Origin of the sequence: Actinopolyspora lacussalsi subsp. righensis (assembly GCF_900116555.1) — a bacterium.
Lineage (GTDB): Bacteria > Actinomycetota > Actinomycetes > Mycobacteriales > Pseudonocardiaceae > Actinopolyspora > Actinopolyspora lacussalsi.
In genome coordinates this window covers 89,453-102,652 of the sequence record NZ_FPAT01000004.1, presented here as the reverse complement: position 1 = coordinate 102,652, position 13,200 = coordinate 89,453, and the positions used below count along the sequence as shown (strand labels likewise).

Below are 13,200 nucleotides of genomic sequence, written 5' to 3'. Positions count from 1 at the left end.
ACAGGTGTTGTCAATGCTCTTTCTCGGGGTGTGATGATCGCTATACTTTACCGGAAACGCTGTTTATCTTTTTGTTTTTTTGCTAAGTTGACCCGCGTTTCATCTGGGAAATCGATTATTTTGTGTATTCCGAAAAAAGGAGAATTGTGCGTAATACAGTTCGACTCGCCGTGCTCGGCGTGTCCGGATTAGTCGCGCTGTCGACGGGGGTGGCGGTAGCTGTGACCGGGAACGACATCGCCACCGAGTCAGTGGCCGCTGGATCACCACCGCCGATCGTGGAGGATTACTCCTACCCGGGTGCGGACCGCATCGAACAGCAGCGCGGGATCAAGCTCATCGAGGGTGACGGGAACATCGTGCTGGCCGACTGCGCTGCCTCGGACGAGCTGATCGAGGTCTACAGTCGCAATACCGAAACATCGTGTTACCGCGTCATCGGTAATACCGGGTATCTGAAAGTGGAGATACCCGAGGTTTACACGCTCAAGGGGGATGACCACGCGGTCGAGGCCACCGTGACGGTGGAGGGACAGACCGAGGTGGTCGATGTGGCCGAGAACTCCTTCACACCGGTCGGTGAGGGCGAGAATACCGAAAGCGGTCCGGCCACATTGCTGGAACTGCGCGCATCGTGATGAGTAGCGAAAAGGGAATGGTTTTGTCGAGTTCTAGATCGAGACGTGGTTTGGCCGTCGGTGTGGCCACGGTGGCCGCGACGGTGTTGGCCGGGTTGCCTGCTCACGCGCTCAGCGGTGGTCAGCAGGTGCCGCAGGGCAGTTACGAGTTCCTGGCCAAGGTGGATGTGGGCAGCGATCGCTCCTGCTCCGGTGCGCTGGTGGCGCCGCGGTGGGTGGCCACGGCGGCATCCTGCTTCGCGCAGGATGCGTCGCAGCCGGGCACGGTTCCTGCCGGACCGCCGAACACGGCGACCACGGCCACGGTGGGTCGTGCGGATCTGTCCACCGACGGTGGTCAGGTCGCCGATGTGACGGAGTTGGTGCCGCGCACCGACCGGAATCTGGTGCTGGCCAAGCTGGGCAGCGCGATTTCGGGGATCACTCCGGCGCCGTTGACGACCGAGGGCGCCAGTAGTGGGGAGACGTTGCGGTCGGCCGGTTACGGTCGTACCGCGACCGATTGGACGCCGAACACCGCGCACACCGGCACGTTCGACGTGCAGTCGGTGTCGAGCGGGTCGGCCACCGTGCTGGGCACGACCGAGCAGTCCAGCATCTGCAAGGGCGACGCCGGTGGTCCGGTGCTGCGGCTGGTCAACGAGACAGTCCAGCTGGTCGGGCTCAACAGCGCCTCGTGGCAGCACGGTTGCTTCGGTGAGGACACCACCGAGCGCGGGGCGACCATCGCCCGCACCGACAACATCACCGGATGGCTGACTTCCAAGACCCTGGGGCTTTCGGCGCAGCCGGGCAGCAAGCACGTGAACGAGGTCAGCTGGGCGGACGCGGGTGCCGCTGAGTACCGGGTTTACGGGGCCACCGCCGCAGAGGTGCCGCTGCGGCAGGACAACCTGCTGGGCACCGTGACCGGAACCTCTTTCCGGCACGAAGCGCTCCGGGCCGGACAGACCTGGCACTACCGCGTGGTGCCCGTCTATCCCACCGGGGACGGCGCCGCCTCCAACACTGTCCAGGCCACCGTGACCACCGAGGCCGGCACCGACTTCAACGGTGACGGCTACGAGGACATCGCCGCCTTCACCACCGGTGGCGCCACGGACGTCTACACCTCGGACTCGAACGGAAGTACGTTCGGAGGTGCTACCAAGAACACGTCCGAACTCATCGGCAAGGCCGAGGACAGGATGAGCGGTGACTTCAACGGTGACGGACGATCCGATCTGCTGATAACGCTGACGACTCCGAACTCGGACGACGTTCCGATTCCCCATACCTACGTGGCACTGTCGAACGGTTCGGGCTTCGAGAGCTTCGAATCGTGGGGAACCCTCAGCGCTCTCGACAGTGTCAGGGTCGGTGACTTCAACGGTGACGGCAAGGACGACATCGTACGGTTCCACGGCCAGTCTTCCGGTGGTGCCACCGTCAGACTTTCGAACGGAAGCAGTTTCGAATCGGACGGTGTGTGGCACGGTTACTTCGCCCCGAAGGGTGAGCGGCCCGCCGTTGGCGACTTCAACGGTGACGGCAAGGACGACCTCGTGACATTTCTGCAGGGTGATTCGACCAACCCCGAGGACGTCTTTGTCTCCCTTTCCACGGGAAGTGGATTCACCGAGGACAACCAGAAATGGCACGACTACTTCTCGTTGGAGGGTGAGCGGCCGACCGTCGGTGACTTCAACGGTGACGGCAAGGACGACATCGTCACCTTCATGAACGATGCCGAAGGCGGAGCATACGTGGCGCTCTCCGCTGGTGACACGTTCAATTTCGGGAGCAGGTGGCACGACTACTTCGCGCCGGACGGTGAACTTCCCGCCGTCGGTGACTTCAACGGCGACGGCAGGGACGACATCATCACGTTCCGCCGCGGCGACGACGGAAGGGTATTCGTCTCGCTCTCCGACGGACAGCAGTTCATCGAGGACGATGCTCTCTGGCACGGCGATTTCTGTCACAATGTTTGTGTTCCGGCTCCCAGTCCCCCTGAGACCGTGAGCTGAAATCTTTCGTGAAAACCGCTCGACGGTCACTTTTTCGCTGTGACTGTCGAGCGGTTTTTGTTCCCGCGCTCCCGTGGGAGTCGAGGTGTGCGGCCGAACCACCGGGTCCGATGACTCCTTGCCGAACCGCAAGCGGAGCCCACGGCCTGAGTCACAGCCCCACCGCTTCCCATCTGCCGAAATCCGTTCGCGACTCCGGAGTAACCCAGCCGCACCGGGCTCGTTGACCGGTGTGACGCGTTCAACGCTCGTTAAGCGTGTCACAGCTGTCAGGTTCCCCACCTGACCCGCTACCCGGGCCGATGCCGGCGTGGGTGCCGATGAGCGACGTGGAGGTGCGGATGGGTGTCGAAGTGGCCGTCGAGGGACTTTCCAAGTCCTTCGGGTCGCAGAACATCTGGTCCGACGTCACGCTGACGCTGCCCACCGGCGAGATCAGCGTGCTGCTGGGTCCCTCCGGGACCGGCAAGTCGGTGTTTCTGAAGGCCCTGGTCGGTCTGCTCAACCCGGAGCACGGCAAGGTCGTCATCAACGGGGTGGACGTCTGCGACTGCTCGGAGAGCCAGCTCTACGAGGTGCGCAAGCTCTTCGGCGTGCTGTTCCAGGACGGCGCGTTGTTCGGCTCGATGAACCTGTACGACAACATCGCCTTCCCGCTGCGGGAGCACACGAAGAAAGGCGAGACCGAGGTCCGTCGCATCGTGGGCGAGAAGATGGAGATGGTCGGTCTCGTCGGCTCCGAGGAGAAGCTGCCGGGCGAGATCTCCGGCGGCATGAAGAAACGCGCCGGACTGGCCCGCGCCCTGGTGCTCGAACCGGAGATCATCCTGTTCGACGAGCCGGACTCCGGGCTCGACCCGGTGCGCACGGCCTACCTCAACCAGCTGATCGTCGATCTCAACGCGCAGACCGACGCGACGTTCCTGATCGTCACCCACGACATCAACACCGCCCGCACCGTCCCGGACAACATCGGGATGCTCTACCGCCGCCACCTCGCCATGTTCGGGCCGAGGGAGCTGCTGCTGACCTCCACCGAGCCCGCCGTGGAGCAGTTCCTCAACGGCCGCAGGGCCGGTCCCATCGGGATGAGCGAGGAGAAGGACTCCGGGCAGACCGCCGCGGAACTCGCCGAACTCGGCGAGGACCAGGGCGTTCCCGAGATCATTCCGCAGCTGGGCATCTCGCCGGGAGTTCCCGAGCGGGTCGCGGTGCGGCGCAGGCAGGACCGGGTCATGGCCGATCTCGACTCGCTCGAACCGGGGGCGCGGCAGGCCGTGATCAACAGCCTCTCCGAGTCCGAACGCGCCCGCTACGGCCTGGCCGGGGACGCTCCCACCGGCCCGGTCGACCTCGGTGCCGAGCGGTGGAGCGCCGACAGCGGAGACACGGTGCGGCTCTCCGACGAGGCCGGATTCGCGGGAGAACTCCCCACCGAGCGGGTGGCGCGACTTCCCCACGAGGGGACGGACACCCCGAACACGGACGCCTTCCAGCAGGAGGCCCCGCGGCAGGAGACCCCGCGGCAGGACGTCCCTCCGTCCGCCGAGCAGGTCCCGTCGAGCTCCGGTTCGCCGCAGCCCCGGCCCACGCCGCATCCGCGCCGTGCACCGGAACAGCGCGCCCCCGAACAGCGGGCTCCGGAACAACAACCCCCGGAGCAGCCGCAGCCGGTCGGTTCGGCCGAGCCCGCCGCCTCCGGCGGACGCAAACGCCGCCGCTTCTGGCGTAAGCGGGGTGAGCGGTGAGCGCTCCGACCCGAACCAAGATTCCGGGCACCGGGGCACTGCGCGAGACCGGCAGGTTGTTCGCGCTCGGCCTCGATGTGATCCGCCTGATGCCCAGGCGCCCGTTCCAGCTGCGCGAGTTCATCCAGCAGTGCTGGTTCATCGCCGGTGTCACGATCATGCCCACCGCGCTGGTGGCGATCCCGTTCGGCGCCGTGATCGCGCTGCAGCTCGGCTCGCTGACCCAGCAGCTCGGCGCGCAGGCCTTCACCGGCGCCGCGAGCGTGCTGGCCATCATCCAGCAGGCCAGCCCCATCGTCACCGCGCTGCTCATCTCGGGTGCGGGCGGTTCGGCTATCTGCGCCGACCTCGGTTCCCGCAAGATCCGCGACGAGATCGACGCGATGGAGGTGCTCGGTGTCTCGCCGGTGCAGCGGCTGGTCGTGCCCAGGGTGCTCTCGGCGATGCTGGTGGCGGTGCTGCTCAACGGCATGGTCAGCGTGGTCGGCGTGCTCGGCGGCTACTTCTTCAACGTGATCATGCAGGGCGGCACGCCCGGCGCCTACATGGCGAGTTTCGGCTCGCTGGCGCGGCTGTCCGACATCTGGGTGGGCGAGTTCAAGGCACTGATCTTCGGTTTCATCGCGGGCGTGGTGGCCGCCCACCGCGGTCTCAACCCGCCACCGGGACCGAAGGGGGTCGGCGAGGCCGTCAACCAGTCGGTGGTCGTGACGTTCCTGCTGCTGTTCGCCGTGAACTTCATCGTCACGCTGCTCTACCTGCAGATCTTCCCGGCACAGAGGTTGTGAGGGAATGACCACTATCTCCCGGCGCGCGCTCGAAGTGGCGCGGCGTCCACTCCGGACCCTGGACGGCCTGGGCGACCAGATGTCGTTCTACCTGCGGGTGCTGGTGTGGTTGCCCAAGGCGATCGTTCGCTACTCCAGGGAAGTCCTGCGGCTGCTGGCCGAGGTCAGCTTCGGCAGCGGCGCGCTCGCGGTGATCGGCGGCACGGTCGGCGTGATGATCGGCCTGACCATGTTCACCGGTGTCGTGGTCGGGCTGCAGGGCTACGCCGCGCTGAACCAGCTCGGCACCGCGGCGTTCTCCGGCTTCGTCTCGGCCTACTTCAACACTCGTGAGATCGCGCCGCTGGTCGCCGGGCTGGCGCTGTCGGCCACCGTCGGCTCCGGATTCACCGCCCAACTCGGCGCCATGCGCATCTCCGACGAGATCGACGCGCTGGAGGTGATGGGCATACCCAGCCTCCCCTACCTGGTCAGCACGCGGGTGACCGCCGGTTTCGTGGCGGTGATCCCGCTGTACGTGCTGGGGCTGCTGACCTCCTACCTCGCCTCCCGCGCGGTCACGATCTTCGTCTACGGCCAGCCACCCGGTACCTACGACAAGTACTTCAACCTGTTCCTTCCGCCGCAGGACGTGCTGTGGTCCTTCGGCAAAGTGCTCGTATTCAGCGTGGTGGTGATCATGACGCACTGCTACTTCGGTTACCGCGCCAGCGGCGGTCCCGCCGGGGTGGGAATCGCCGTCGGCCGCGCCGTGCGTACCGCGATCGTGTCAACGGCGGTGCTCGACCTGCTGCTCAGCCTCGCGATCTGGGGCTCGACGACCACGGTTCGGATCGCCGGATGAGCAGGCGCGGACCCGGACCGGTCAAGCGGCGCCTGATGGGCCTGGCGCTGCTGATGAGCATGGTGCTGTTCGTCAGCCTGACCGTGGCGATATACCAGAAGGCCTTCAAACCCGTGGTCGAGGTGCAGCTGCGCGCCGCGTCCGCCGGAAACCAGCTGCGCCCCCGCTCCGACGTGAAGGTGCGCGGGATGCTGGTCGGCAAGGTGCGCGAGGTGAGTGCGGCGGGTGACGGCGCGACGTTGCGGCTCGCCCTGGAGCCGGACAAGGTCGGCAGCATCCCGTCCAACGTCACCGCCCGGCTGCTGCCGAAGTCGCTGTTCGGTTCCCGCTACGTCTCGTTGCGGATCCCCGATCGGCCCGCGGGCACGCATCTGTCCGAAGGGGACGTGATCACCCAGGACCGCACCGAGACCTCGGTGGAACTGCAGAACGTGCTCTCCGACACGCTGGAGGTGCTGCGCGCGGTTCAACCCTCCGAGCTGTCGGCCACCCTCAACGCGCTGAGCACCGCGCTGGACGGGCGCGGCGAGGACATCGGCCGCACCCTCACGCGGTTGAACACCTACCTGGAGGGGATCAACCCGTCGGTTCCCGACCTCAAGCGCAACCTCCGCGAGGTCGTCGGTTTCGCCCGCACATACGAACAGGCGGCACCGGACGCGCTCAACGCGCTGGACAACCTGACCACCACGTCCAGGACGCTGGTGGAACAACGCGAGCAGCTGCGCGTGCTGACCCGGCAGACCACCAGGACCTCCGACGATCTGCGCGGGTTCCTGGCCGAGAACCGCGACAACCTGATCCGGCTCAACTCCTCGGCACGGCCCACGATGGACGTGCTGGCCAAGTACGCGCCGGAGTACCGGTGCTTCCTCGACGACATGGCCGAGTTCATCCCCCGCATCGACCGGGCCTTCGGCAAGGGCACCGACGAACCGGGGCTGCACATCACGTTGGAGATCACCTCCGACCGGGGCAAGTACGTCCCGGGCAGGGACGAGCCGGCCTTTCGGGACAAGCGCGGTCCCCGCTGCTACAACTTCGAGAACGCGCCCACTCCCTTCCCGCAGTACCCGCCGGACGGCCCCGTCAAGGACGGCTCCTACAAGCCACCGCCGGCCAAGACCTCCAACGGCGGTCTCAACCCGCCCTCGGGCATCGAGGACTACCTGCCCGGCGGTGAGGGGGCCGACTCCCCGGCGAGTGATTCCCCGGGCGGCGATTCCTCGGGCGGAGGGGGCGACGATTCCTCGGGCAGCGGGGGCGACGATTCGGCGGCGAGCACCTCGCCGCAGTCGGCCACCACCGGCAGCGAACTGGTGAACTCCCCGGCCGAACGCGAGTTCGTCTCCACCGTGCTCGCCCCGACGATGAACGTTTCCCCCGAGCGGGTTCCCGGATGGAGTTCGCTGCTCGTGGGGCCGCTGCTGCGCGGAAGCGAGGTGAGCTACGAATGAGCGGACGTTCCATCACCGGCCCGCTGGTCAAGTTCACGATCTTCGTGCTGGTCACCGTGCTCGCCACCGGAGCGCTGATCCTGACCATCGCCAACCAGGGGCTGCGCGACTCGAAGTCCTACACCGCGCTGTTCACCGACGTCACCGGGCTGAAAGCCGGTGACGACGTGCGCGTCTCCGGGGTGAAGGTCGGCCAGGTGGAAAGCATCGGGCTGGTCGACCACGGTACGGCCGAAGTGAACTTCACCGTCTCCGAACAGCGACTGCCGAAGTCGACCCGTGCCGCGGTGAAGTGGCGCAACCTGATCGGGGAGCGCTACGTGTCACTGCGGCAGGGCGCGGGTGAGGTGGACGACTACCTGTCGGCGGGCTCGACCATCCCGCTGGAACGCACCCAGCCACCGCTGGACCTCAACGCGCTGCTCGGTGGTTTCCAGCCGCTGTTCCAGGCGCTGTCACCGAAGCAGGTCAACAAGCTCTCCTTCGAGATCATCCAGGTGCTGCAGGGCGAGGCGGGCACCGTGAAGAGCCTGCTTACCCACACCGCCTCGCTGACCAAGACCATCGCCGAGAAGGACAAGGTCATCGGCCAGGTCATCGACAACCTCAACAAGGTGCTGACCACGGTCAACGACCGTCGTGACCAGCTTTCCGGGCTGGTGTCCCAGCTGCAGGAGTTCGTCTCCGGCCTGTCCTCCGACCGCGGTTCCGTGGGCGGCGCCATCACCGCGATGGACGAGCTGACCAACACCACCGCCGGGTTGGTCGAGCAGGCGAGACCACCGCTGCAGCAGGACATCGCCGGGCTCCGCGAGGTCTCGGCCAACCTCAACGAGAACAAGACGGACGTGCGCGACTTCCTGCGCGACATGCCCGAAAAGCTCAACACCATCAGCAGGACCGCGAGCTACGGCTCCTGGTTCAACTTCTACGTCTGCGAGGTCTCCGGCACGGTCGGTGTGGGGGAGACCGACATACCGCTGCCGCTGATGCCGGTTACCCAGCCGAGGTGTCGCCCATGAAGTCCTTCCGGAAACGCGACCCGATCAAGATCGGCATCGCCGGACTGCTGGTGCTGGCACTGGGATTCCTGCTGGCGATGAACTACAAGAGCCTGCCGTTCGTCTCCGGCACCACCTACACCGCCAACTTCAGCGAGGCGGGCGGCCTCACCGAGGGCGACACCGTGCGCGTGGCCGGGGTGAAGGTCGGATCGGTCACCGGTGTGGAGCTGGACAACGCCCACGTCAAGGTCACCTTCGACGTGCGGGACGCCTGGGTGGGCGACGGCACCGTGGCCGCGATCAAGGTGGGAACCCTGCTCGGCAAGAAGTACCTCGCCCTCGACACCAAGGGTGAGAACCGCCAGTCCACTTCCGACCCCATCCCGCTGCGGCGCACCATGTCGCCCTACGACGTCATCGAGACCTTCAGCCAGCTGTCCGAGACCGTCGACAAGGTCGACACCACGCAGCTGGCCAAGAGCTTCCGCACCCTGTCGAACACCCTCTCCGGAACCTCGGAGGAGATGCGCGGCACGTTGCAGGGGCTGTCCCGACTGTCCAACACCATCTCCGAGCGGGACCGCCAGCTCAAGGAGCTGCTGGACAAGACGAACAAGGTGGCCACCACCGTCGCCGAGCGCAACACCGAGATCGAGAAACTGCTGCGGGACGGCAACCGGCTGCTCGCGGAACTGCGGCAGCGCAGGGACGCGATCAAGTCACTGCTGGACGGGGTCACGAAGCTGTCCCGCCAGATCACCGGCCTGGTCGAGGAGAACTCGGCGCAGCTGGGGCCCGCGCTGCGGCAGCTGGACGAGGTGACCGAGCTGCTGCAGCGCAACCAGGAGAACCTCGGCAAGAGCATCGAGCGCATGGCGCCGTTCACCCGGCTGTTCTCCAACGTGCTCGGCAACGGCCGCTGGTTCGACGTCTACCTCTGCGGGCTGTTGCCACCCGCGGTCGGCCCGATCAACCAGGAGGGCTGCCTGCCATGAACCGACTCGGCAAACCTCCCCTGACCAGGACGCTGGCGCTGGGAAGCGTGCTCGCGCTGCTGGTCACCGCGACCGTGTGGTGGGTGTTCTACGGTGTGGACCAGCGCCGCATCGTCGCCTACTTCGACAACGCCGTCGGCCTCTACGAGGGCGGTGAGGTGCGTGTGCTCGGTGTCCAGGTGGGAAGCATCGACACCGTGACACCGCAACCGAACCGGGTCCGGGTGGAGCTGAGCGTGCGCCGCTCGCTGGAGGTTCCCGCCGACGCGGGAGCGGCGGTGATCTCGCCCAGTGTGGTCAGCGGCAGGTTCGTGCAGCTGACCCCGGTCTACGACGGCGGTCCGAAGCTGGCCGCCGGGGCGACCATCCCCAACGAGCGCACCGTGACGCCGGTGGAGATCGACGAGGTCTACCGGAGTCTCAACGAACTCTCCACCGCGCTCGGGCCGGAGGGCGCCAACTCCAACGGCGAACTGAGCAGGCTGCTGCGCACCAGCGCGGAAACCCTGGAGGGCAACGGGGAGCTGATCTCCCGCACCCTGCGCGACCTCGGCGAGGCGGGCAGCACGCTGTCCGGCAGCAGCGAGGACCTGTTCTCCACAGTGGACCAGTTGCAGCGCATCACCTCCAACCTCGCCGAGAACGACGAGCAGGTCCGCGACTTCAACAGCCAGATGCGCGACATCAACCAGCTGCTCGCCTCGCAGCGCGACGACCTCGACACGGCGCTGTCCGAACTCGCCCTGGCGCTGGACAAGATCGAGAAGTTCGTGCGGGACAACCGCGAGAAGCTGCGCAGCAACGTCGAGCAGCTCAACTCGGTCGCCGAGGTGCTGGCCGAGCAGAACAAGGCGCTGCGCGAGACGCTGACCGACGCGCCCCTGGCGCTGGGCAACCTGCAGAACTCCTACAACGCCGCTTCCGGGACGCTGGACACCAGGGCCAATCTCAATGAGCTGCGGCAGCCCCCGCTGGTGCTGCTGTGCAAGCTGTTCAAGCAGATCAGGCCGGAGAGCCAGCAGGGCTCGCTGACGAACGTGCCGTCGGGGCTGCGCGACGGCTGCGAGTCGGTGAGCTCCTTCCTGGGCGACGGCGGTGAACTGCTCGACCCGACGGAGACCATCGCCAAGCTGCAGCAGGGCGGCAAGCCAGACCTGCCGCTGCCGCTGCGCCGCAGCAGCGACGAGCTCTTCCAGGGCTCGCAAGGGTCCGGATCGAAAGGACAGTGATGTCCACGCCGCACACACCGTCCGACCCCGCTGACGCTCGGACCGCCATCACTCGGACCGCCACCACTCGAACCACCACCGCGCGGTTCCGGCCGCTGCGTCGGGTCTCGCTGGCGCTGCTGACCACCCTGCTGGTCACCAGCGGCTGCGGACTCGGCGACTTCAACGGGGTGCACAGCCTGCCACTGCCCGGCGGGGCCGACGTGGGGGACGACCCCTACACCGTCAAGGCGCGGTTCGACGACGTCACCGATCTGGTGCCCAACGCCGGTGTCCGGGTCAACGACGTGCCGGTCGGCCGGGTCTCGGACGTCGAACTCCTCGCGGACTCCTGGCGGGCCGAGGTGACCATGACCGTCCACGACAAGGTGGACCTGCCGGGCAACGCGCTCGCCAAGATCGAACAGTCCAGCCTGCTGGGCGAGAAGTACGTGGAGCTGTACCAACCGCCGGAATCCGAGGAGCCGAAGGGCGAACTCGGCGAGGGGGACGTGATCCCCAACGGGCGGACCGGGCGCGGCCCCGAGGTCGAGGAAGTGCTCGGCGCGCTCTCCATGCTGCTCAACGGCGGTGGTATCGCCCAGATCCAGAACATCGCCGAGGAACTCAACAAGGCCCTGGACGGTCGTGAGTCCCAGGTCCGCGACCTGCTGTCCAACATGGACCAGCTGGTCGGCGAGCTGGACGAGAGCAAGGACGACATCACCGCCGCGCTGGACAGCGTCAACCGGCTCAGCGCCACGCTTCGCGAACAGCGCGGCAACATCGAGTCCGCCCTGCGGGACCTCGAACCCGGCCTGAAGGTGCTGAACCGGCAGCGGCAGCAACTGGTGACCATGCTGGAGTCGCTGGACAAGCTCTCCGGCGTCGCCACCGACGTGATCGACAAGACCAGGCAGGACATCCTGCACAACCTGCGCGAGCTGCAACCGGTGCTGCGCAACCTCGCCGCTGCCGGTTCGGACCTGCCGAAGTCGTTGCAGATCCTGTTCACCTACCCCTTCACCGACGCCGCCGTGGAGGGGATCAAGGGCGACTACACCAATCTGTACATGGACGTCGACCTCAACATCTCGCGTATCGCGGAGAACCTCGGACGCAGCAGACAACCGCTGCTCGATCTGCCCGGCGAATCGAGCGGCTCCCAGCTTCCCGACATGCCGCTGCCGCTGGCCTCGGGCTCCTCCGGATCCTCGGACCGGTCCTCGGGGTCCGCCGAACAGGGCAGCGGGCAGGGCGGACAGCCGAGCACGGCCGATTCGCCCGAACCCACGGAACCCTCCACCGAGCGGGACGACTCCTCGGGAGAGGACGACGGCGGTTTCCTCGACTTCCTGTTCGGAGGTGACTGATGCTCACCCGCAAGGTACGTGTGCAGATCGCGGCCTTCCTCGTCGTGGCGCTGGTCGGGGTCAGCTACGCCGGAGCCAGGTACGCGGGACTGGATCGGCTGTTCGGACCGCGCGGTTACGTGGTGACCGTCCAGCTGGCCGACTCCGGCGGAATCTTCCCCAACGCCGAGGTCACCTACCGGGGAGTGCAGGTAGGGCGGGTCGGCGAACTCGAACTCACCCCGGAGGGCGTGCGGGTTCCGCTGGACATCGAGCCCGCCGCGCCGCGGATCCCCACCGACGTGCGGGCGGTCGTGGCGAACCGCTCGGTGGTCGGTGAGCAGTACGTGGACCTGCTGCCGAAGAACTCCGACGGCCCCTACCTGCACGACGGCTCGGTGATCCGCGAACGGAACACCGAGACCCCGCTGCCCGTCGAGGAGCTGCTCACCGATCTGGACTCCTTCGTCGAGTCGGTGCCCGAGGACTCGTTGCGCACCGTCGTCGACGAGCTGGGAACCGCTTTCGAGGGAAACGGCGGGAACCTGCAACGCATCCTGGACACCACGGACGAGTTCACCGCCGAGGCGCAGCGCCACCTGCCCCAGACCAAGCGGCTGCTCTCCGACGCGGCCACGGTGCTGGAGACGCAGAACGACCAGTCCTCGGCCATCAGGTCGTTCAGCGAGGACCTGCGGCTGGTGTCGCGACAGCTGGAGAAGTCCGACGGCGACATCCGTGCGGTGCTGGACCGCGCACCGGAAGCCGCCCAGCAGGTCAGCGGGGTGCTGCGCACCACCGGTCCCGCGCTCTCCTCGCTGTTGGCCAACGGTATCCCCACCGCCAGGGCGCTCTCGGACAACAGCGCCGGGTTGGAGCAGCTGTTCGTGACCTACCCGGCGGTCAGCGCCGGTGGTTTCACCGTCGCTCCCGGGGACGGCTCCGCGCACTTCGGGCTGGCGCTCAACATCTTCGACCCGGTGCCCTGCGTGTACGAGAGCACCGAGCGCCGCGCGGGCAACGAGCTCGGCGCGGTACCGCTGAACACCGACGCGCGTTGCGATGTTCCGGAGGGAAGCCCCACCGCTGTACGCGGATCTCACAACGCGCCTGGTAACTGACGACGACACCGGAGCGACAGCGCGAAACAGCGACGG

At 66.9% G+C, this 13,200-nt stretch carries 10 protein-coding genes and 1 pseudogene; all 11 read left to right on the top strand.

What is annotated here, in order from left to right; all coding sequences use genetic code 11:
* The first annotated feature begins 146 nt into the window (after positions 1-146).
* The 11 genes and pseudogenes from BM394_RS08815 to BM394_RS08765 all read left to right on the top strand — a co-directional run bounded on the left by BM394_RS08815 (position 147) and on the right by BM394_RS08765 (position 13,164).
* Positions 147-638: a hypothetical protein gene (locus BM394_RS08815; protein ID WP_139235178.1), complete on the top strand. Its 492-nt coding sequence runs from the start codon at positions 147-149 to the stop codon at positions 636-638.
* Positions 639-688: 50 nt separating this feature from the next.
* On the top strand, positions 689-2,647 hold the full coding sequence (locus BM394_RS08810; RefSeq protein WP_175530028.1) for an FG-GAP-like repeat-containing protein: 1,959 nt from the start codon (positions 689-691) through the stop codon (positions 2,645-2,647).
* Between the two features lie 341 nt (positions 2,648-2,988).
* Positions 2,989-4,104: pseudogene (locus tag BM394_RS08805) on the top strand (ABC transporter ATP-binding protein); the annotation flags it as partial.
* Between the two features lie 287 nt (positions 4,105-4,391).
* The gene (locus tag BM394_RS08800; protein WP_092976550.1) at positions 4,392-5,183 is read left to right on the top strand and encodes an MlaE family ABC transporter permease; all 792 of its coding nucleotides are present in this window, start codon (positions 4,392-4,394) and stop codon (positions 5,181-5,183) included.
* 4 nt (positions 5,184-5,187) lie between these two features.
* Entirely contained in the window at positions 5,188-6,027 is an 840-nt protein-coding gene (locus BM394_RS08795) for an MlaE family ABC transporter permease (protein WP_092626270.1), read from the top strand.
* Complete coding sequence (locus BM394_RS08790) at positions 6,024-7,484, top strand: MCE family protein (protein WP_092976547.1); 1,461 nt, start codon at positions 6,024-6,026, stop codon at positions 7,482-7,484. Before BM394_RS08795 ends, BM394_RS08790 begins: the two co-directional genes overlap by 4 nt.
* On the top strand, positions 7,481-8,506 hold the full coding sequence (locus BM394_RS08785) for an MCE family protein (protein WP_092976544.1): 1,026 nt from the start codon (positions 7,481-7,483) through the stop codon (positions 8,504-8,506). Before BM394_RS08790 ends, BM394_RS08785 begins: the two co-directional genes overlap by 4 nt.
* Complete coding sequence (locus BM394_RS08780) at positions 8,503-9,483, top strand: MCE family protein (protein ID WP_092976541.1); 981 nt, start codon at positions 8,503-8,505, stop codon at positions 9,481-9,483. The genes BM394_RS08785 and BM394_RS08780 overlap by 4 nt, the downstream gene beginning before the upstream one ends.
* Positions 9,480-10,712 carry an MCE family protein gene (locus tag BM394_RS08775; RefSeq protein WP_092976538.1) on the top strand — a complete coding sequence of 411 codons (1,233 nt, stop codon included), beginning with the start codon at positions 9,480-9,482 and terminating at the stop codon, positions 10,710-10,712. The genes BM394_RS08780 and BM394_RS08775 overlap by 4 nt, the downstream gene beginning before the upstream one ends.
* Positions 10,712-12,064 carry an MCE family protein gene (locus BM394_RS08770; protein WP_092976535.1) on the top strand — a complete coding sequence of 451 codons (1,353 nt, stop codon included), beginning with the start codon at positions 10,712-10,714 and terminating at the stop codon, positions 12,062-12,064. The genes BM394_RS08775 and BM394_RS08770 overlap by 1 nt, the downstream gene beginning before the upstream one ends.
* Positions 12,064-13,164 carry an MlaD family protein gene (locus BM394_RS08765; RefSeq protein WP_092976532.1) on the top strand — a complete coding sequence of 367 codons (1,101 nt, stop codon included), beginning with the start codon at positions 12,064-12,066 and terminating at the stop codon, positions 13,162-13,164. The genes BM394_RS08770 and BM394_RS08765 overlap by 1 nt, the downstream gene beginning before the upstream one ends.
* The last annotated feature ends 36 nt before the right edge of the window (positions 13,165-13,200 follow it).